Source organism: Pseudomonas sp. K8 (genome assembly GCF_014889455.1).
GTDB classification, from domain to species: Bacteria; Pseudomonadota; Gammaproteobacteria; order Pseudomonadales; family Pseudomonadaceae; genus Aquipseudomonas; species Aquipseudomonas veronii.
The window spans coordinates 1-22,134 of record NZ_VJWO01000025.1 but is presented as its reverse complement, the minus strand read 5'-3'; the positions used below and the strand labels follow the sequence as shown (position 1 = coordinate 22,134).

At 62.2% G+C, this 22,134-nt stretch carries 13 protein-coding genes; 9 read left to right on the top strand and 4 right to left on the bottom strand.

What is annotated here, in order from left to right; translation table 11 throughout:
- Positions 1-25: 25 nt before the first annotated feature.
- On the top strand, positions 26-1,066 hold the full coding sequence (locus tag INT12_RS17515) for a methyl-accepting chemotaxis protein (protein WP_411567472.1): 1,041 nt from the start codon (positions 26-28) through the stop codon (positions 1,064-1,066).
- Between the two features lie 74 nt (positions 1,067-1,140).
- Here the strand turns inward: INT12_RS17515 and nirD are convergent, their stop codons facing one another.
- Both nirD and nirB read right to left on the bottom strand, forming a co-directional pair.
- A complete protein-coding gene (gene nirD / locus INT12_RS17510; RefSeq protein ID WP_017846422.1) occupies positions 1,141-1,503 on the bottom strand; it encodes a nitrite reductase small subunit NirD in 363 nt (120 codons plus the stop codon).
- Positions 1,503-4,064 carry a nitrite reductase large subunit NirB gene (gene nirB, locus INT12_RS17505; RefSeq protein ID WP_193040624.1) on the bottom strand — a complete coding sequence of 854 codons (2,562 nt, stop codon included), beginning with the start codon at positions 4,062-4,064 and terminating at the stop codon, positions 1,503-1,505. Before nirB ends, nirD begins: the two co-directional genes overlap by 1 nt.
- A 517-nt stretch (positions 4,065-4,581) precedes the next feature.
- Here nirB and INT12_RS17500 point away from each other — a divergent pair.
- Positions 4,582-8,637 (top strand): bifunctional nitrate reductase/sulfite reductase flavoprotein subunit alpha, encoded by a 4,056-nt coding sequence (locus tag INT12_RS17500; RefSeq protein WP_193058944.1) that lies wholly within the window; start codon positions 4,582-4,584, stop codon positions 8,635-8,637.
- A 118-nt stretch (positions 8,638-8,755) separates the two neighbouring features.
- Here INT12_RS17500 and INT12_RS17495 read toward each other — a convergent pair whose 3' ends face one another.
- Complete coding sequence (locus INT12_RS17495) at positions 8,756-9,664, bottom strand: LysR substrate-binding domain-containing protein (protein WP_193040626.1); 909 nt, start codon at positions 9,662-9,664, stop codon at positions 8,756-8,758.
- A gap of 91 nt (positions 9,665-9,755) precedes the next feature.
- Between INT12_RS17495 and INT12_RS17490 the strand changes: the two genes are divergently transcribed.
- Both INT12_RS17490 and INT12_RS17485 read left to right on the top strand, forming a co-directional pair.
- Positions 9,756-10,760, top strand: coding sequence for a DMT family transporter (locus tag INT12_RS17490; protein WP_046491024.1), 1,005 nt, complete (start codon positions 9,756-9,758; stop codon positions 10,758-10,760).
- Positions 10,761-10,850: 90 nt separating this feature from the next.
- Positions 10,851-11,771 carry a bifunctional helix-turn-helix transcriptional regulator/GNAT family N-acetyltransferase gene (locus tag INT12_RS17485; RefSeq protein ID WP_079443987.1) on the top strand — a complete coding sequence of 307 codons (921 nt, stop codon included), beginning with the start codon at positions 10,851-10,853 and terminating at the stop codon, positions 11,769-11,771.
- Between the two features lie 33 nt (positions 11,772-11,804).
- On the opposite strand, the gene INT12_RS17480 is transcribed toward INT12_RS17485, so the two are convergent.
- Complete coding sequence (locus tag INT12_RS17480) at positions 11,805-13,208, bottom strand: MFS transporter (RefSeq protein WP_193040627.1); 1,404 nt, start codon at positions 13,206-13,208, stop codon at positions 11,805-11,807.
- 352 nt (positions 13,209-13,560) lie between these two features.
- Between INT12_RS17480 and INT12_RS17475 the strand changes: the two genes are divergently transcribed.
- The 5 genes from INT12_RS17475 to INT12_RS17455 form a co-directional block, all read left to right on the top strand.
- Complete coding sequence (locus INT12_RS17475; RefSeq protein ID WP_193040628.1) at positions 13,561-16,269, top strand: type VI secretion system Vgr family protein; 2,709 nt, start codon at positions 13,561-13,563, stop codon at positions 16,267-16,269.
- A complete protein-coding gene (locus INT12_RS17470; RefSeq protein WP_193058943.1) occupies positions 16,266-18,167 on the top strand; it encodes a phospholipase D-like domain-containing protein in 1,902 nt (633 codons plus the stop codon). The genes INT12_RS17475 and INT12_RS17470 overlap by 4 nt, the downstream gene beginning before the upstream one ends.
- Positions 18,167-19,450 carry a sel1 repeat family protein gene (locus tag INT12_RS17465; protein WP_046491012.1) on the top strand — a complete coding sequence of 428 codons (1,284 nt, stop codon included), beginning with the start codon at positions 18,167-18,169 and terminating at the stop codon, positions 19,448-19,450. Before INT12_RS17470 ends, INT12_RS17465 begins: the two co-directional genes overlap by 1 nt.
- A gap of 99 nt (positions 19,451-19,549) precedes the next feature.
- Positions 19,550-20,644 (top strand): sel1 repeat family protein, encoded by a 1,095-nt coding sequence (locus tag INT12_RS17460; protein WP_046491010.1) that lies wholly within the window; start codon positions 19,550-19,552, stop codon positions 20,642-20,644.
- A gap of 109 nt (positions 20,645-20,753) precedes the next feature.
- Positions 20,754-22,134, top strand: a 1,381-nt coding sequence (locus tag INT12_RS17455) for a CHASE4 domain-containing protein (protein WP_146013157.1), incomplete at its 3' end; no start/stop codon positions are given.

Below are 22,134 nucleotides of genomic sequence, written 5' to 3'. Positions count from 1 at the left end.
GCTGTTCCTCAGTGCGCCGCTGGCCATGGCCGTGGCGGTAGCCGTTGCGGTGCCCGTGAGCATGATCGGCGCGCAGGTGCGTCGGCGTGCAACGTTACGCTTGCTTTCGGGCATCGAACCGTCGACCTCGGATGCGCTGATTGCGCAGATGTACAGCGATGAACGCGGCCCCCAGGGCCGCCTGGAAACCGCGTTCCTCAGCCAGAACGCTCGGCTGAAAACCTGCCTCACCCGCCTGCAGGACAGTGCCGAGCAGCTCAACGCGCTGGCCGGGCAATCCAACCGACTGGCCACGGCCAGTTCGACCGGCCTTGACCGTCAACGCGTCGAAACCGAGCAGGTCTCGGCCGCCGTCAACCAGATGGCCGCAACCACCCAGGAAGTCGCCAGCCACGTGCAGCGCACCGCGGATGCCACCCAGCAAGCCAACGTGCTGACCGGGCGTGGCCGCGAGGTGGCCCGCGATACCCGCGAAGCCATCGAGCGCCTCTCCGCCGTGGTCGGCGAAACCGGTGTCACCGTGGCGCAGTTGGCCCGCGACAGCGACGAAATCGGCACTGTCGTCGACGTGATCAAAGGCATCGCCGACCAGACCAACCTGCTGGCCCTCAACGCCGCGATCGAGGCGGCGCGTGCCGGGGATATGGGCCGCGGCTTTGCCGTAGTCGCCGACGAAGTCCGCCAATTGGCGCAACGCACGTCGCACTCCACCACCCAGATCCATGACTTGATCACCAAGCTCCAGGCATCGTCCAGCAACGCTGTACAAAGCATGGAACACGGCCAGCGCCAGGCGCAGGAAGGCGTGGCCCGGGTACTTGAGGCCGACCAGGCGCTGGTCGGCATCAGCGAAGCGGTGTCCCACATCACCGAGATGACCACCCAGATCGCCGCCGCCACCGAAGAACAAAGCGCGGTGGCCGAAGAGATCAGTCGCAACATCACCACCATCGCCGAACTGGCCGACCAGACGTCGGTCCAGGCCCATCAATCCGCGGACCTGAGCAAGGAACTGACCCACACCGCGTCCACCCAATACGCACTGGTTGAACGCTTCAACCGCTGACGGCGGATATGCACGCGCCCATTCTCCACATGCCGCAGGCAGCTGGAGGATGGGCGCCTTCGGCCGACCTCGCCTCAACTCACCCCCAACTCCACCACCCCCGCATTCAACCGCACCGGCCATACCCGCAAGCGCTGCTGCGGTGCCTCCAGGCATTGGCCGTCCGCCAGACGGTAATGCTGTTTGTAGATCGGCGCAGCCACCACCAGATCGCCCTTGATACTGCCGACCAGCCCGCGGCCGATCACGTTCGCGCCGGATTCAGGGTCATGGTTGTCGATGGCGTAGAGGGTCTGGTCCGGCGCGTCCGGCAGGTAGAACAGCGCGACTTGTGCGCCGTCGTACCACACCACCACGCCGGAATTGTTCACCAGGTCGCTTTCGCTGCACACGCTTTTCCAGGTGGCAAGGTTACGCAAAGTGTTGGACTGGCTCATCAGGCAAGCTCCTCGATGACGGGAATCAGGTTGAGTTCGGCGGCCATGATCGGCCGGCGCTGGCCGCGTTCGTGGACAAAATGGATGTCCGGATCCGGGCGTTTGTCGTTGACGAAGGTGCGGAAGCGTTTGAGTTTTTCCGGGTCTTTGAGGGCGTTGGCCCATTCGCATTCGTACCGGTCGACCACCAGTTGCATTTGCGCTTCGAGTTCGGCGCCCAGGCCCAGGCTGTCGTCGAGGATCACGTCCTTGAGGAAATCCAGGCCGCCTTCCAGGCTTTCACGCCACACCGAGGTGCGTTGCAATTTGTCGGCCGTGCGGATGTAGAACATCAGGAAGCGGTCGATGTAGCGGATCAGCGTGGCGTCATCCAGGTCGGTCGCGAACAGCTCGGCGTGGCGTGGGCGCATGCCGCCGTTACCGGCGATGTAGAGGTTCCAGCCCTTCTCGGTGGCGATCACACCGACGTCTTTGCTTTGCGCTTCGGCGCATTCGCGGGTGCAGCCGGACACCGCGAACTTGAGCTTGTGCGGCGAACGCAGGCCCTTGTAGCGGTCCTCGATCAGCAGCGCCATTTTCACGCTGTCCTGCACGCCGTAGCGGCACCAGGTGCTGCCGACGCATGACTTCACCGTGCGCGTGGATTTGCCGTAGGCGTGCCCGGTTTCAAACCCGGCGTCGATCAGCTCGGCCCAGATGTCCGGCAGCTCATGCAGTTGCGCGCCAAACAGGTCGATACGCTGGCCGCCGGTGATCTTGGTGTAGAGCTGGTATTTCTGCGCGACCACACCGATGGCGATGAGTTTTTCTGCGGTGATTTCGCCGCCCGGAATACGCGGCACCACCGAATAGGTGCCGTTCTTCTGCATATTGGCCATGAACGTGTCGTTGGTGTCCTGCAACGGCACCAGCGAGGCGTCCATGATCGGTTGGTTCCAGCACGACGCCAGGATCGAGCCCACCGCCGGTTTGCATACATCGCAACCGGTGCGGCCACGGCCGTGCTTGGCCAGCAACTCTTCGAAGGTGATCACCCCTTCCACGCGTACCAGGGCATACAACTCCTGGCGGGTGTAGGCGAAGTGTTCGCACAGGCTCTTGTCGACGCTGACGCCACGGGCGACCAGTTCATGCTCGAACACCTGCTTGAGCAAACCGGCGCAGCCGCCGCAACCGGTGCAGGCCTTGGTCTGCGCCTTGAGCAGGCCGAGGTCGGCGCAACCGCTGTCGATGGCCGCGCAAATCGAACCTTTGGTGACGTTATGGCAGGAGCAGACGGTGGCCGACTCCGGCAACGCGCCAGGGCCGAGGCTCGGTGCGCCGGCGGACGACGGCAAGATCAGGCCGGCCGGTTCGGACGGCAACGCAATGCCGTTCTGCATGTACTGCAGCAAGGTGTCGTAGTAGCTGTTGTCGCCGACCAGCACCGCGCCGATCACCTGCTTGCCGCTGGCGTCCACCACCAGGCGCCGGTAGCTGGCGCTGGCCTCGTCGATGAACTGGTAGCTGCGCGCACCGGGGGTGTGTGCATGGGCGTCGCCGATGGAACCCACGTCCACCCCCAGCAGTTTGAGTTTGGTCGACATGTCCGCGCCGACAAAGGGCTCGGCGGTCTGCCCGCACAACAGGGCGGCCACCCCTCGGGCCATCTGGTAACCCGGCGCGACCAGGCCGAACAGGCTGCCGTTCCACGACGCACACTCGCCGATCGCGTAGATGTCCGGGTCGCTGCTCAGGCATTCATCGTTGATCACCACCCCGCCGCGCGGGCCGATCTCCAGGCCGGCCTGGCGGGCCAGTGCGTCCTGGGCGCGGATGCCGGCGGAGAACACGATCAGGTCGGTTTCCAGAAATTCGTCATTGGCAAAGTTCATGCGATAGCGGTACTGCTCGCCTGCGCTGATCGATTGAGTGGCGCGGGACAAATGCACGCCCACGCCCAGGCGCTCGATCTGCGCCTTGAGCGCCAGCCCGCCGAAGTCATCCAGTTGCACCGGCATCAAGCGCGGCGCGAACTCCACCACATGGGCTTCAAGGCCCAGGCTTTTCAGGGCGTTGGCGGCTTCCAGGCCGAGCAGGCCACCGCCGACCACCACGCCACGCCGCGCATTCGCGGCGGCGCCACGAATGGCATCGAGATCTTCAAGGGTACGGTAGACCAGCCGCGAATCGCCTTGCGCGCCGTCGATCGGCGGCACAAACGGGTAAGAGCCGGTTGCCAGGACCAATTTGTCATACGCCACGCTGCCTGTGGCGGTGATCACCTCACGGCGGGCGCGGTCGACTTCCAGTACCGGCGCCCCCAGGTGCAGGGTCACGCCCGGCGTCTGGTACAGCGAAGCGTGCGACAACGCCAGCGACTCGGCATCACGGCCAGTGAAGTATTCGGACAAATGCACGCGGTCATAGGCACGCATCGGCTCTTCGCTGAACACATGCAGGCGATAGTGCTCCAGGGCGCCGCGCTCGATCAGTTGCGCCACACAATGATGGCCGACCATGCCATTGCCGACGACGATCAGGGTTTTCAGCTGTTTCAGACTGGCGAGAGTGGAATTCATATCAAGCACCCGACAAAGCTCATCACGGTTTAAAAAGCAAAAAAAAACGCCTGAAACCTTGCGGTTCCAGGCGCCTTTGCCTGTTCTGATGCGGGGTCGACCCGGACGTCTTCGCCGGTTCTACCGCTGGTGCCCATGACCTGTATGGCCTGTCGATCGTCGTTGACCGAGGTGGGTTGGACAGAGTGCTTGCAGGCTCTGTGCCAACCAGCCGCCATGCCCGTCGCAAAGGCTGCAAACGGTGCTCAACCCTGCCAGACACCGCTGGTTGTGCCTCCAACTGGTGCGCTCCGGCGTCATAAAAGTGCATTTCTGCGCGTGACGGGCCCGCGCTGGGGGCAACCAGGCCCGTCACAGCGGCGTGTGAAAAACCTGGCGCGTGACTTGCTAGGAATACGCATACCAAGCAGTCAACGCAGACTGCCACTCACGACAAAGGCGCCGTGTAATCCCCGTTTCCAACGGAGGGTTGCAGGGCGTTTTTTTATGGGCGGCAGAAATGATCCGAGGGTTACCGATGGCAAACCAAAGTGTACGCAGCGTGTGTCCTTATTGTGGCGTGGGCTGCGGCATCGTCATGCAGGTCGAGCACAACCGCGTGGTCAAGGTGATCGGCGACAAGGCCCACCCCACCAACGCCGGCCGGCTCTGCACCAAAGGCACCACCTGCGGGCAAGCCATCGCCGAGTCCGGCCGCATGGAAAACGCCTACCTGCGCCAGGCGCGGGAGCATGACCCGGTGCGGATCGGCATGGACAAGGCCATCAGCGAGACCGCCGGCCGCTTGCGCGCCATCCTCGACCGCGATGGCCCGGACGCCCTGGCGTTCTATGTGTCCGGGCAGATGTCGCTGGAAGCCCAGTACCTGATCAACAAATTGGCCAAGGGCTTTGTGCGGACCGCGCATATCGAATCCAACTCACGCCTGTGCATGGCCAGCGCCGGCAGCGGCTACAAACTCTCCCTCGGTGCCGACGGGCCGCCCGGCTCGTATGAAGACTTCGACCGCGCCGACCTGTTCTTCGTGATCGGCGCCAACATGGCCGACTGTCACCCGATCCTGTTCCTGCGCATGATGGACCGGGTCAAGGCCGGCGCCAGACTGATCGTGGTCGACCCGCGGCGCAGCGCCACGGCCGACAAGGCCAACCTGTTCCTGCCGATCAAGCCGGGCACCGACCTGGCGCTGCTCAACGGTTTGCTGCACCTGCTGGTGAAAAACGGGCACACCGACCCGGACTTTATCGCCGCGTTCACCGAAGGCTGGGAGGCCATGCCCGGCTTTCTGGAAGACTACCCGCCGCAGCGGGTCGCCGAACTGACCGGCCTGGCCGAAGCCGACATCCGCCAAGCCGCCGACTGGATCGGCCAGGCCGCCGAGTGGATGAGCTGCTGGACCATGGGCCTCAACCAAAGCACCCACGGCACCTGGAACACCAACGCGCTGTGCAACCTGCACCTGGCCACCGGCGCGATCTGCCGCCCCGGCAGCGGGCCGTTCTCCCTGACCGGGCAACCCAACGCCATGGGCGGTCGTGAAATGGGCTACATGGGCCCCGGCCTGCCTGGGCAGCGCTCGGTGCTGGTCGACGCCGACCGCGCATTTATCGAAGCACTGTGGGATCTGCCCGCCGACAGCCTGCCGCGCCAGGCCGGCAGTGGCACCGTGGGCATGTTCGAACAAATGGCGGCCGGGCAGATCAAAGCCTGCTGGATCATCTGCACCAATCCGGTGGCCAGCGCGCCCAATCGCCAGACCGTGATCGAAGCGCTGCAAAGCGCCGAACTGGTGATCACCCAGGATGCGTTCCTCGATACCGAGACCAATCGCTACGCCGACATCCTCTTGCCCGGCGCGCTGTGGGCCGAAGCCGAAGGGGTGATGATCAACTCCGAGCGCAACCTGACCCTGATGCAAAAAGCCGTGGAGCCACCCGGCGAGTCGCTGGCCGACTGGCAGATCATCGCCAGGGTCGCGTGCGAAATGGGCTTCGCCGACGCCTTCACGTATGCGTCCGCCGCCGAGGTGTTCGACGAGATCAAGCGCGCCTGGAACCCCGCCACCGGCTACGACATTCGCGGCGCCAGCCATGCGCGCCTGCGCGAACGACCGCTGCAATGGCCGTGCGCGTCGATTGAGGCCGCAGAGCGCAACCCGATCCGCTACCTGAATAACGGCATCAACCAGCCCCTCAAGACCGACGCCGACGGCCACCAGCCGACGATCGTTTTCGCCACCGAACACGGCAAAGCCCGGTTTTTCCCGCGCCCGCACCTGTCCCCGGCGGAAATGCCCGATGAAGCGTTCCCGTTCGTGCTCAACACCGGCCGCCTGCAACACCAGTGGCACACCCTGACCAAGACCGGCAAGGTCGCCACGCTGAACAAACTCAACCCCGGCCCTTTCGTGGAAATCCACCCCGACGACGCCGCCAGCCTGGGCATCAAGCACAAAGACCCGGTCGAGGTGCGCTCACGACGCGGCCGCGCCGTGCTGCCCGCGGTGATCAGCGACCGTGTGCGGGCGGGCAACTGTTTTGCGCCGTTTCACTGGAACGATGTGTTCGGCGACAACCTGGCGATCAACGCCGTGACCCATGACGCGGTCGACCCGATTTCGCTGCAGCCCGAGTTCAAGTTCTGTGCGGTCGCCCTGCAACGGGTCGAGCTGATCGAGCACCAGTTCCTCGATGTATCGGCACCGGCCGCCCACCCCGTTTCCCCCTTAACAGAGGAACTCGCCATGTCGCGCCTCGACGCCTTCGCCGACCTGGTCGGCATCCGCAACCTGCCGTCGCCGTCATTGAGCGACAATGAGCGCACCTACCTCGCCGGTTTTCTCAGTGGCCTGCAATCCAGTGCTGCGCGCCAGGCCAGCGGTGTTCCGACGCTGCCGGCGAATGCGCCCGTGGCCAGGGACGCGCGGCTGTGGCTGGACGGCCTGTTGGGCGGTTTGTTCAGCCGCACCGAGGCCAGCGCCGTGGCACCGGCGCCCGCTGCCGACACCCCGGCCGTCACCTTGCTGTGGGCCTCGCAAACCGGTAACGCCGAAGCCTTGGCCGAGCGCTTTGCCCAACGCCTGCGCGCCGGCGGCATCGCGGTGGAACTGAGCGCAATGGCGGACTTCCCCGCGAGCAAACTGGCGCACACGCAGAACCTCGCGCTGATCAGCAGTACCTTCGGCGACGGCGACCCGCCGGACAACGGCGAAGGTTTCTGGCACAGCCTGACCCTGGCCGAAACCCGCCTGGAGTCGCTGCGCTTCGCGGTACTGGCGTTGGGCGATCCCAACTACGACCAGTTCTGCCAGCACGGCAAACAACTCGACCGGCGCCTGCTCGAATTGGGCGCCACGCGCCTGCTAGAGCGCGTCGACTGCGATACCGAATTCGAAGAGCGCGCCGATGCCTGGTTCACACAGTTCCTACACACCCTCAACCCGGCAACGCCCGTCGCGCTCGCCACGCCGAGCGGCAAACCCAAGCCTCATGCGTCACGGTTGCTGCTCAACCTGCACCTGAACCAGCAAAGCCCGCACAAGGAAACCCGCCAGTTCTCCCTGGACCTGGCGGACTCCGCGCTGACCTACGAAGCCGGCGACGCCCTGGGAGTGATGCCACGCAACTGCCCGGAACTGGTCAGCGAGCTGCTCGAGCTGACGCGCCTGGGTTCCAGTACCTGCGTAAACATCGACAGACTCGGCGACGTGCCGCTGCACCAGGCCCTGACCGAGCACTTTGAAATTGCCCGGCCCAACAGCGAGACCCTGGCCTTCATTGCCGCACGCAGCGCCAAGCCAGGCCTGAAACACCTGCTCGAACCTGAGCGCAAAGCCGAACTGCAAGACTGGCTGTGGGGCCGGCAACTGGCGGACGTGCTGCACGAATACCCCATCGACTGCTCGGCGGACGAACTGCTCGGCACGCTCAAGCGCCTGCAACCGCGCTTGTATTCGATCGCGTCCAGCGCCAAGGCGTACCCGCGTGAAGTCCACCTCACCGTGGCGGCTGTGCGCTACGGCAAGCGCAAGGGGGTGTCGTCCACCTTCCTCGCCGACCGTGCCGGCAACGGCGAAGTGCCGGTGTTCGTGCAGCCCTCCAAGCACTTCCGGCTTCCCGCCGACGGCGATGTGCCGATCATCATGATCGGTCCCGGCACCGGTGTGGCGCCCTTCCGCGCGTTTTTGCAGGAACGTCGGGCCCTGGGGCATCAGGGCCGCAACTGGCTGTTTTTCGGTGAGCAACATGCGGCGAGCGATTTTTACTACCAGGATGAACTGCAGGGCATGCAGCGCGACGGTTTGCTCAGCCACCTGAGCCTGGCGTTTTCCCGCGACCAGGCGCAGAAGATCTACGTGCAGGATCGCATCCGCGAACACGGCGCCGAGCTGTGGCGCTGGCTGCAGGAAGGTGCGCAGTTGTATATCTGTGGGGATGCCAGCCACATGGCCAAGGATGTCGACCAGGCCCTGCGCCAGGTTGCCCATCGCCACGGCGGGCTGGGCGTCGAGAGCGCCGTCGATTACTGGCGGCGGATGAGTGAGCAGAAGCGTTACTTGCGCGATGTCTACTGAGCCGTGACAGAACGGTCACGCCGCGTCAGTGTCGGCGTGACCGATGACCTCAGCGCTGAAATCCCGCGTGTAGAACGCCAATATTGCCACCTGGGTGGCGGGAGCGGCTTCGCTCCAGTCAGCCCTCATCCTGCAGTTGCGCCTCAAGCCAGGCCAACAGCGCCGTCACCTCGGGGCGGCTCTCGCCTCCCTGCTGCCGGTACACCGAGAGCGCCTGCGGTAAATGCACGCTCTCGACACACGGCCTTACCAGCACCCCGCTTTCAATCAGCCGGCTCGCGGTGCGCCGCCAGCCCATGGCGATCCCATGCCCTTCGACAGCGGCCTGGAGCATCAGCGGGTAGCTGTCGAACGTGGCGCTGCGCGCGTCGCTGGCCAGCGTCTGACCGAACACCTGCAACCAGCTGTCCCACTCCATCAAATGGGGCGGCTCGGAGCTGTGGTGCAAAAACGTACAGGGCTGCAGCTCGCTGAGGTGCAGCGGTTGCTCCGCACTCAGGTAGGCCGGGCTGCATACCGGGAACACCTCATCGGAGGCAGTGAACATCAGCGGATGCGAACCGCTGGCGCGCCGCGTGCTTTGCAGGGCCACGTCGAAGTGATCGTTGTATTCGGTGAGTGGCCGGGTGGACGTCACCACTTGGATTTCGATGGCCGGGTATTGCTGGTGGAAGCTCGACAGCCGCGGCATCAGCCAATAAAACGCTTCGCACAACTGACAGAGCAGGACCACACGGTTGCGCCGGGGCGACGCGCGCAGCGTGGCGGCGCCCTCGCTGATGCGGTGCAGTGCCTGGCTGACCACCCGCGCCAGTTCATGCCCCTCTTGCGTGAGAAACACCGCGCGATTGCGCCGACAGAACAGCTTCACCCCCAGGTTGCCCTCAAGCCCGCGAATCTGCCGACTGACGGCGGCTTGGGTGATGTGCAGTTCATCGGCGGCCTTGGAGAAACTCTCCAGACGCGCCGCCGCCTCGAAGGGCAGCAAGCTGGCGAGCGGCGGTAAGGTCTTGCCGAGTGTATTCATAATCTGAAGTTATGCATCCAGGACCGAGAACTCGTTTGTAGCACAGCCCCACGGTTATGCACCATGACCCACCACCTCATGGAAAACCCTGATGACTTCCAGTCACACCTCACTGTTCGCCGGTGTCGTCCTGGCGCTCATTGCGACCCTCGGCTGGGCGCTGAACTTCATTGCGCCCTATGTCACCGGCGACTACAGCCTTTACGACCTGATGGCCGTGCGGTTTTTGATCGTCGGTGGGCTGGGTGTCGTCGGGGTACTGCTGTGCCGCGGCCAACTGCGGCGGCTCCGGCCAGGCCAGCTCTGGCTCGCCGCAGCGCTGGGCGCATTGGGTTGCCTCGGTTACGGCCTGTGCATTGCCGCTGGCGTGATGTTTGGCGGCCCGGTGCTGACGCCCGCGTTTGTCGGCATGGTGCCGGTGTTGCTCGCATTGATCGGCAACACCCGGCACAAGACCGTTCAGTGGCGGCGCCTGGTGTTGCCCTTGGCGTGCCTCACGCTGGGCCTCGTGCTGTCGAATATCGGCAGCCTCCATCAGCCCTCAGTGGGCAACCGCTCGTGGTTGGCAGGCGTGTTGTTCTCACTGAGCGCGGTCGCCTTATGGTTAGGGTTCAGCGTGATCAACCAAAAACAGCTGGCAAACCTTCCAGCGCAAGTCACCGGCCTCTGGACCGCGCTGATGCTGGTCGGTGCCGGTGGCACGACCCTATGCCTGTTACCGGTCATGTATACCCTTGGCCTGCTCGAACTGCCGAGCCTGGGATTCGGCTTTGCCCATGCCGGGCCGCTGTATGCCTGGAGCCTGACCATCGCGGTGATGTCCACCGTGGTCGGCGCCTGGGCCTGGAATGCCGCGACCCGACGCCTACCCATGGTGCTCAGCGGCCAATTGATTGCGCTTGAATCACTGTTCGCCACCCTGTTGGGCCTGGGGTTTCACGGGCGCTGGCCGTCGCTGATGGAAACCGCCGGCCTCGCTGCGGTGCTGAGCGGTGTGGTCATGGCCATTCGTATCATCCTGACGGAAGGTGCATCGACGACCCGCACGCGGGGCATCTGGTGCAGAAAGACGCGCAAGCCATCGTTGCCGCGCTGATGACGGTGTTGCTCGACGGGATTAAGCCCATTGACATGATTGCCTAAGGCAACAATATAATTGCCCAAGGCAACCATCAGAGCGCACATCATGTCCACTCCCCTGCTTGTGCAGCGCGCCGGTATCGTGCGCGGCTTCAACCGTTTCTATACGCACCAGATCGGCGTGCTGCAGGAACACCTGCTGCAAAGCGACTTCTCCCTCACCGAAATCCGGGTGATGTACGAACTGTCCTCGCGTGGCGACCTGACCAGCGCCGACTTGTGTCAGATGCTCAGTCTCGACGCGGGTTATTTGAGCCGGTTGATCAGCGGGCTAGAGAAGAAGGGCTTGATCCAGAAAGTCCGTTCGATCACCGATGCGCGCGCGGTGCAACTGCACCTCAGCGACCTCGGCCGGTCAGTCCTGGCTCCGCTGGAAGAGAAAACCCAGCAAGAAGTCATGGCCTTATTGAGTGCCTTGCCCGAGCCGCAACAACAGCAATTGACCGCAGCCATGCAGCGCATTCAGACGTTGCTGCAAGGCAGCGCGCCGAGCTACGTATTGCGTGACCCACAACCCGGCGATATGGGCCTGGTGGTGCAGCAGCAATCGGCACTGTATGCGCGAGAATACCAATGGAATTGGGAGTTCGAAGCGTTGGTGGCGGAGATTGTCGCCAAGTACCTGCGCGAGTTCGACCCGACCCGTGAGCGCTGCTGGATCGCGGAGAAAGACGGCGCGGTGGTGGGCTCAGTGTTCGTCGTGCGCCATGACGACAGCACCGCTAAGTTGCGCATGCTCTACGTCGACGCGAGTGCGCGGGGCCTGGGCATCGGCCAGCGCCTGGTGGACGAATGCCTGCGCTTTGCCCGACATGCCGGGTACACGCGCATGATGCTGTGGACCATGAGCGCCCTCACCGACGCACGCAGGCTCTACCAGAAAGCCGGTTTTGAGCTGGTTGAAGAAGAGCCCACCCTCAGTTTCGGCAAGCCATTGGTCAGCCAGACCTGGGCGCGTGCGTTGTGATGCGGGGCTGGCACGACTCAAGCCCCGCCCGGTTTACAGGTCGGTGATTTCCTTGTGGCGCGGCACGAGCGTCTTCATCACGCTCCAGGCCACCAGGTACGCCAGCGCACAGATCGCGAACATGATCATGTAGCCGGTGTGGATATCGCCGATGGACTTGTAATAATCGAACACCCAGCCGCCGACCTTGGTCATCACCACCCCGCCCAGGCCACCGGCCATGCCGCCGATACCGACCACCGAGGCCACGGTTTTCTGCGGGAACATGTCGGACACGGTGGTGAAGATATTGCACGACCACGCCTGGTGCGCCGACGCTCCCACGCCGATCAGCAACACCGGCACCCAGAAGCTGATGTAGCCCAACGGTTGCGCCAGCAGCACCACCAGCGGGAACAGCGCGATGACCAACATGGCTTTCATGCGGCCGTCGTAGGGCGCATCACCACGGGCCATGAAGTAGCTGGGGAACCAGCCGCCGCCGATGCTGCCGACCATGGTCATGCTGTACAGCACCGCCAGCGGCATGACGATATCGGCGCCTTTCATGCCGTACTGCGCCGACAGGTAAGTCGGCAGCCAGAACAGGAAAAACCACCACACGCCGTCAGTCATGAACTTGCCGAAGGCAAAGGCCCAGGTCTGGCGATAGGTCAGCAGTTTGAACCATGAGACTTTTTGCGACGCCGCGCCTGCAGCCTGCGCGGTGAACGGCTGGACCGTCTGATCGCTGCGGATGTAGGCCAGTTCCTCGGCCGACAGGCGTTTTTGCTGATCGGGCTTTTCATACAGCGCGGCCCACACCGCGACCCAGATGAAGCCGAGCATGCCGATGATCATGAACGCCGCTTCCCAGCCCCACACCCCGGCGATCAGCGGCACACAGATCGGCGCCAGGATCGCGCCGACGTTGGCGCCCGAATTGAAAATGCCGGTGGCCAGCGAGCGTTCTTTCTTGGGGAAATACTCGGCGGTGGCCTTGATCGCAATCGGGAAGTTGCCCGCCTCGCCGATCGCCAGTACCGCACGGGACAGCATAAAGCCCGCGATCGACACCGGAATCACCGCCAGGCCAATCGCGCCGCTCACGGCCGCGATCCCCTCACCCATCGGCACCGCGAACGCATGCATGATGGCGCCGGTGGACCAGATGCCGATTGCCACGACATAGGCCGCCTTGGTGCCGATCTTGTCGACAAACCGCCCGGCGAACAGCATGGAAATCGCATAGACAAACTGGAACACCGCCGCAATGTTCGCGTAATCGGTGTTGCTCCAGCCAAATTGCGTGGACAAATGTGGCGCCAACAGGCTGAGCACCTGGCGGTCGAGGTAGTTGACGGTGGTGGCGAAGAACAGCATCGCGCAGATGGTCCAGCGATAGTTGCCTACCGCTTGGCCCACGCGATGGGCGTTGATGGGCTCATTCAAGTTCATGGCATCACTTTTTATTTTTGTTAGATAAGACATATGTAACGTCATATGTCGTCGTACAACTGCGACTTTTATAGCGGGCGCCCTCTGCGCTGTCAATCTGAAAGATTACCGTTTATCTGGGGGTTATGCGGATACAGCGCTGGCCATGAAAACCCTAGTTGTAGGATGACATGCCAAATCGCCAAGTTCGGCGCCTCACCGGGGACATCGTCGAGCACGCCACATTCCCTATGTGAGAGGGGGCGCAAAAACACGTTCAGGAAGTGGCTGTCTCGTAAAGGCGAATCTTCCGACATTAATCACCGAGACCAAATCTTTACTCTTCGGGCTTTCGCGCCTAGGAGTAAAAGGAATGGCTTCCAGCGTATTACCGAGCGTTTTCTTCGACCATCGTCGGCACACGCTCACTGTTTGCGATGTTGACGAGTCGCTCGACGTCCTGGCCTTCGAGGGCACAGAAGGCCTGAGCCAACCATTCAACTATGCTGTGGAATTCACCAGCACCGATGGCGACATTGCCGCTGAAAAGGTGCTCGGCCAAAACGCCTGCTTCAGTCTGTACGGGGCGCCGCAGCCTCCGCCCTTTCGCGGCCTGAGCGTGCCCTCGAGCGAACCGCTGCGTGTCTTGCACGGTGTGGTCACCGGCTTCAAACGCCTGTCCGGCTCCGTTGATGAAGCCCGCTACGAAATCACTCTGCAACCGCGCCTGGCCCTGCTTGGGCGTGGCCGCCAGTTCCGCATTTATCAACACCAATCTGTCCCGCAGATCGTCGAAAGCATCCTGCGCAGCCGCCACGACTTTGAAGGCCAGGACTTCCTCTTCAAGCTGGTGCGCGAATACCCCAGGCGCGAGCAGGTCATGCAATATGGCGAAAGCGACCTGGCCTTTATCTCGCGCTTGTTGGCCGATGTGGGCATCTGGTATCGCTTCACCCACGATGAGCGGTTGAACATCGACGTGGTGGAATTTCACGACGACCAGCGTCATTACACGTTCGATGTCGAGCTGGCCTACCGTCCGCAATCCGGGCTCAGCAGCGGCGGAAAAGACAGCACGTGGGGCCTGCAATCGAGCCACCACGTGGTGGAAAAACGCGTCAACATCCGCACCTACCATCACCGCGTGGCCAACGCTCACCTGAATGGCGAGATCGACCAAACGCGTGGCGCCAGCGGTACCTACGGCGAGGCTTATCACTACGCCGAAGCGTACACGGGGATAGGCGACCGATACGCCCATGACGAAGACCTGCAAAGCGAAAGTGGCTACTTCTATGCTCGCCTGCGTCACGAGCGTTACCTCAACGGCCAGACCCGACTCAGCGGCGTCAGCAGTAGCGCCGCCCTGACGCCCGGCCAGGTCCTGAACATCTCCGGCGGCGCGCCGCAGGCCTTTGCTCCCGGCGCGGTGATCACGCAACTGACCACCCACGCCGCCCGTGATCGCAGTTTTGAAATCAACTTTGAAGCCATTCCCTACTCGGAAACCGTGTGCTTTCGCCCAGCACTGCCGCCAAAACCTCGGATCGCCGGCACCGTCCCGGCCCGCGTCACCAGCCCGCAGGAGCACGACCCCTACGGCCACATCGACATCGAAGGCCGCTACAAGGTCAATTTCCTGTTCGACCGCGACACCTGGAAACCCGGCGAAGAAAGCCTCTGGCTGCGCCTGGCCAGGCCCTACGCCGGCGACACCCACGGCTTGCACCTGCCGCTGATCCCCGGCACCGAGGTGGCGATCGCCTTTGAACAAGGCGACCCCGACCGGCCCTACATCGCCCATGCACTGCACGACAGCCAGCATCCTGACCATGTGACCTTGCGCAACTACAAACGCAACGTCTTGCGCACCCCCGCCAATAACAAATTGCGCATGGACGACACGCGGGGGCAAGAACACGTGAAGCTCAGTACTGAGCACAGTGGTAAGAGCCAGCTCAACCTGGGGCATTTGGTTGATGCCAAGCGCCAACCGCGAGGCCAGGGCGCGGAGTTGCGGACTGATGGGCATGCCGCCATTCGTGCCGGCAGTGGGATCTTGATCAGTGCCGACACACAACCCAAGGCTCAGGGACACATGCTGGAAATGAGCGCCGCGCTGGGTCGGTTGCAACAGGCGAGTGACCAGTTGGAAGGATTATCGACCGATGCCCAGGCCGCCAACGCAGATCCAGCGGATGTGCAAGCGCAACTGAAATTGATGCGAGACCAGCTCGATCAACTCAAGGCCTCGGTCGTATTGCTCAGCGCCCCCCAAGGCGTTGCCGTCACCAGCGGCCAGCACCTGCAATTGGCCGCTCAGGACAACCTGATGATCAACGCCGGAGCCGAGGCGGATATCAGTGTGGTCAAACGACTGTTTATAGGCGTGGGCCAAGGATTGAGCCTGTTTGTACGCGAGTTGGGCATCAAATTGATCGCCAACCAGGGGCCGGTGAGTGTCCAGGCACAGAACGACACACTGGAACTGATGGCCCGGCATGGTCTGGAGATCACCAGCTCCGAAGATGAAATCCGCATCGTTGCGAAAAAGAAAATCACCCTGAATGCCGGCGGCAGCTACATCACCCTCGATGCGAGCAGCATCGAGTCAGGGACCCTGGGCGACTACCTGATCAAATCGGCGTACTTCGAAGCCCTCGGTCCAGCCAGCCAGAAAGCCGCAGGTCCGGAGTACCCACAAAGCCTGTTCAAACAAGCACTGCGGTTCAACGTGCCGCAAACCCCCAATGCCCCTGATCAAGGCTGGGCAGGCATGCCCTACACGCTCTACGCCGATGGTGCAGTGCTCAATCACGGCGTATTGGACAAGTCCGGGCAAGTGTCGATCGACCACGCGGTCGTGACGCAGCAGTACCGAATGGTGTTGGCCAACGGGGTGAGCTACCAGATCCCGGTGCCTACTGACTATCGCAATGCCGAACAAGCACACCTGGCCAATGGCGGCATGCACAACCACCTCTCGCGAGCCGACACCGAGGTGAGCCAACCCACATCGCACACGGATCACCGTGCCCTGTATGCCGCCGTGATCAATGACCAGGAAGGGAAAACTTCATGACTGAACCCGATATCGTCGCCCCCGTCGCCCTGCAACACACACAGCAGGTGACCTGCTCCGCGCCCTGGTACGTGCCGAACACCGAGTACCCTCCTGCGAAAGCCACCTATAAGCCGCTGATCAACGGTGAAGAAGCCTTCGAGGCCGTGCATCTGGCTATCGCCCAAGCCACTAAAACCATCGACATCATCTGCTGGGGGTTTCAACCGTCGATGTACTTTATCCGCGATGGCAGTGCCCCAAGCATTGGCGAACTGCTGATGACCAAAGCCGGGAAAGGGATCGAGGTTCGGGTGCTCGGTTGGGAGATGCCGTTCAATGCTGCGGGCGCAGGGGGCGAGGCCAACCTTCCCGGTAAAGGACCGCTTCGTATCAAGGATCGGGCGATGCAGAGCTCCACCGCTGACCAATATACCGAAGATCGGAAATGGTTTTCCCGATGTGCATTCGCCGATCACTTAGCGCCCGCGATCCGAGTGGCTCGTAATGTGCCGGTGTTTGTCGGCCGCGGTTTCAGCATGTATGAACGGGCTGAAATTGCCTATCAGGCCAAATACAAAAGCCTCGACCCACAGCTCAGCCTCAGCACGTTGGGCGTGCTGGCCAGCACTGCGACCCACCATCAGAAGACCGTCCTGATCGACTATGAACAGACAGACCGCGCCGTTGGTTTTGTCATGGGCCACAACATGCTTGACGAGTACTGGGACACCGACAAGCACTCAGCACTGAACCGCACCGAGGGCAGCAAGCCTGCACCCAATCGCGGGCCGCGTGGCAACACACCACGCCAGGATATTTCCAGCCAGATCAGCGGGCCGATTCTGGAGCACCTGCACCATAACTTCGCCACCGCCTGGCGCAAGGAAACCGGCGAAGACCTGCTCGCATCGCGCAAAGCGATGGCGGTGGCCCCCCAACTGCAATGCGCCCCCGGCGTCACCCGCCAGCTGGCCCAAATCGTGCGTACCCAGGCACAAGACGGCAAGCGCGATATCGAAAAGATCTACCTGAAGGCGGTCAACAACGCGACCCAATTCATCTACATCGAGAACCAGTACTTTCGCTGGCCGCCATTGGCCGAGGCCATCAAAGCGGCGGCCGAAGTCCAAACCGGCGCTGGGCGTGATCCGGGCCTGCATGGAAATTTACACCTGTTTGTAATCACCAATGCCAGCCCAGACGGCGTGGGGCCGGGGAGCTTGAACACCCAGCGCATGCTCGAAAGCCTCGGACGCGGCGATACCATTCCTGAAATCACCAAGTTGCAGCGCATTGAACAGGCCAAAGCCCAAGCCAACGCGCAGACGCCGACCTTGGCTGAACTGCTTGAGCGACAAGCCTTGCTCACGTTGACCAGCCTGACCGACGCACTGGGGGGTGGCGAGATAAGCGATAAGGCCCGTGAAGCCCAGCGGGACGCCGCCAGAAACAATGCGTCTCGACAGACAGCTCTCAAAGCCCAGATCGCGGCGATTGAGCAAAGCACGCTTGAACCAGAGTCGCGCCCAGGCCTGAAAATCCACGTGTGCTCACTGGTCGCGCCTGATTCGCCGGCGGGGCAGCAGTGGATGCCGGTGTACATCCATTCCAAGCTGATGATCGTCAATGACGTGTTCACCACCCACGGCTCGGCGAATATCAACACGCGCAGCATGCAGGTGGATAGCGAGCTGAACATTGCGCATGAGTGGATGAGTGTGACGCGGGCGTTGCGGCGGCGGTTGTGGGATCTGCATACGGATGGGAGGGGGGCGCAGGATGATGTCGCGAAAGCATTCGATGCTTGGCAGGAGATCATCGATAAGAACAAGGATCGTCAATCCAAAAATTTGGCACCCATCACTCCGCTCGTCGAGTTTTATTACGGCGAAAAGTCCCTGACGGACCTCGACTAATGCACCGGGCCTTGTTGTTGACAAGCCTGCTGCTGGCCGCCTGCGATAACGGCAGCGTCCCTCCTCACTCATCCAAGGACACTTCTGTGAACCCGCTGACCGAGATCAAAAACAAGCTGGAGTTTACCTGCGTACATGAACAGATCCCTGCGCCGTCCGTCGAAACCGATGAGCTGTTCCAGTACGCTCGTTGGCTACAGAAAAACAACCTGCTGAAGCAGGACAAGACGGCCGATATTGAGATCGAGCGACTGTATCGCATCGCCACTGAGAATGGTCATCACAAAGCCAACATCAACCTGCAAAACGGCGCCATACGCGGCCACTTCGTGCTCAGTGGCGCCGAACACCTGCGCCTGAGCCAGCAACTGATCGACGCGAAGGTGGCGACGGGGTACTACTTTATCGGCCTCTTTCTGAAAAACGGCTCGGCTGGGCTGAAGCAGGATACGGCCATGTCATTGCGTTACTTTCGTAAGGCCGCCGATCAGGGCAGCGCGCAAGCCCAGTACGAAGTGGGGGACATACTGGCGCCAATCAACATTGCTCCGAACATCGCCCGGCAGATGCGCCGATGCTCGGCCGAACAGGGCCATGGTAAGGCCGCCAGGGCGCTAGGAGTTGACCTGTCGACAGATGGACACTATCAGGAGGCCCTTGAGGCATTTCAACTTGGGTTAATTGCAGGTGACAGCACCTCCGCGTCCTTTCTGAGTAAAGGCTTTCTCGGCCCCAAGTCGGATGATCGTTTGTACTACCTCGGCCAGCAGGAGGACCTTGAGCGCGCCGAACGCTATGAAAAAATCTGGCGAATTCTCGCAAACTACTCCTATGCTGCCCCCAAAGTCCCCGAAATCAACGACATCCTCCCCTTACCTCCCGCCAAACTCCCCACCTGGGACGGCAAACTGCAATGGCTAGAAGCACGCCTGGCTAATGTCCTGCCAGAAAAGCCCAGCGAAGCACTGATCCAGCAGTTGGCCAAAGCCAAACTCCTTGAACCTGCAACCGGCAGACCCACGCCCGACTCCCCCGCGTTCATCAAGGCCAGCTACCCCGAACCGACCTGTTCCAGCGGCCAGGCCTGCCCCCAGACTGGCTATTGGCGGGCATTCAGCCTGAGTCGCGATGTTTACGCGCGGTTCAACGATGGCGTGATCCGCCGTTTCGAGAAGAACGAGATCATGCCCACCCTGCAGGTTGAGAGTCACAAGCCACGGCTTTTGCTGCCCGACATCATCACAGTCAATGAGGAAAGCATCGAATGGCGGCTGTTGGGGTGAGGCATCTTTCGCGTCGGCGACAAGACAACCGGCGGCGGTACGGCTCTATCGGTCGCGTCGACATTATTAGTGTGGAAAGATCGTGAAGGACCTTGACTGATGTGCAGACTCCTATTGCTGACAAGCCTGCTGCTGGCTGCCTGCGATAACGGCAGCGCCCCTACTCACCCAACTCAGGACCCTGCCGTGAACCCACTGACCGAGATTAAAGCCAAGCTGGCCTTTACCTGTGTACACGAGCAAATTCCTTCGCCGTCCGCCGAGGCCGATGAGCTGTTCCAATACGCTCGCTGGCTCCAGAAAAACAACCTGCTCAAGCAGGATAAGGCGGTCGATCTGGAGATCGAACGGCTGTACCGTATTGCGTCCGAGAATGGCCATTACAAAGCCAACATCAACCTGCAAAACGGCACCATGCGCGGCCACTTCACGCTCAGTGGCGCCGAACACCTGCGCCTGAGTCAGCAATTGATCGACGTGAACGTGGCAACGGGATATTACTTTATCGGCGTTTTCCTGAAGAACGGTTCTGCCGGACTGAAGCAGGATACGGCTATGTCATTGCGCTATTTTCGCAAGGCGGCCGATCAGGGCAGTGCCCAAGCTCAGTACGCTGTAGGGGATATACTGGCGCCGATTGACATCGCGCCTGATGTTGCCCGGCAGATGCGCCGCTGTGCGGCTGAACAGGGTAATGGCGATGCAGCTATTGCTTTGGGTGTCGATCTTAAAAACGAGAGTCGGTACCAGGAAGCGCTTGAGGTCTTCCAGATGGGCGTTGTAGCTGGTCACGAGAGCGCTGCTGGTAGGTTGGAAGAAGCCTTTCGCGGTCATCCTCCCTCCGATAGGTTGTACTACCTCGGTCAACAGGAAGACCTCGAACGCGCTAAACGCTATGAAAAAATCTGGAGCCTGCTAGCGGACTACTCCTACGCCAACCCCAAAGTCCCCGAAATCAACGACATCCTCCCCTTACCTCCCGCCAAACTCCCCGCCTGGGACGGCAAACTGCAATGGCTGGAAGCACGCCTGGCCAACGTCCCGCCAGAAAAGCCCAGCGAAGCACTGATCCAGCAATTGGCCAAAGCCAAACTTCTTGAACCGACAACCGGCAGACCCACGCCCGCCTCTCCCGCGGCTGTTGGGATGAGGTTCCATGCCTCGAATCAACTAAGAGCACCCGCCCACACTTGAGCCGGGTACCGGGAGAATGGGCGCGCCGCGCCTCAAACGCTCATTTTCTGCGTAAGGCTGCCGATAGCCTGTCATCACCCTGACAAGCGGCGACGCCCTGCGGGAATCAATGCCAAATACCTTCGCCCCGATCATTCGTAACCTTTCCCAACGCACCAGCCTGTCGATGGCGCGCACGTCGTTGTTCCAGTGCGTGGCGCTGCTCGCCTGTGTGTTTGCGGCGGCCAGCTATTCGCTGGTGTACCTCGCCCAGGAACTGAACCGATTCGAAGACAGCGAAAGCGCCTTCTACACGCGCAAGGCGGTGCAGTCCCTGGAAAAATCCCAGCGCCTGACCGTCAAGGATTACGCGTTCTGGGGCGATGCCTACAAACACCTGCACGTTTCCGTGGACACGGATTGGGCCTATACCCGCGAAAACGTCGGGCCCACGCTGTTTCATGATTTCGGTTTCCAAGGCGTGTTTGTCGTCGACGACCTGGATCGCACGGTATACGCGTTGGTCGAGGGCAAGCTGCAACCGATTGAGCTGACCGAATGGCTCGACCAGCCCGTCGCGGCGCTACTCGAACAAGCGCGCGCAGGCGCCGCGACGGACACACCGGTCACGACGTTCATTAACGTGCGCGGCAACCCCACGCTGGTGGCGGCAGCGGCAATAACGCCCGGCACTGACCCCAGCGTGATCGCCGATGACCGGAAAGCCTCGGTATTGCTTTTCATCAACATCCTAGACAGCGCCAAGCTGACCGAAATCGGCAACGATTTTGGCGTCGATCACCTGCACATCGCCACACCCGATGAAATCGGCGAGACCTTGCTGTTTGCCCTCGGTGAGAACGGTGCCGCCGGCAGCCTGCACTGGCACCCCGAGCGGCCCGGTATGCGTTTGGTGGCTGTCGGTTTGCCGCTGCTGGGCCTGGCGGCGTTGCTGGTGTGCCTGATGACCTGGCTGATTGTGCGCCGCACCACGGCGGACGCCCAGGCCCTCGACAACAGCCACACCTCGCTGCAAGACAGTCAAAACGCGCTGGCCACCAGCGAAGCACGCTTTCGCGATGTGGTGGAAGCCAGTTCGGACTGGGTCTGGGAAATCGACGGCGAGTGGCGTTTCACCTACCTGTCGGAGCGCTTCGAAAGCGTCACCGGCCTGGACCGCCAGGCCTGGATCGGCGCCACGCTGTACGACCTGTTGGACACCGATGCCGGCGCCCTTTCTCAGTGGCTGACCACGCCCGGGCGGCTCGCGGATATCAGCCTGCAGTGTCGCTACGTCGACGCCCGGGGACGGGAGCGCACCACCCGGCTGTCGGCGCGCGAGATGCCCTGCGGTGGGTTTCGCGGCACGGCCACCGACGTCACCGAAGAAGTCGAGGCGCGTCGCCGCATCGAGTTCCTGTCCCAGCACGACGCCCTCACCGGGCTGCCCAATCGCACGCGCCTGCAAGCGTTTCTGGACGGTAAACTCAAAGCCTTGCCCACCCTCACCC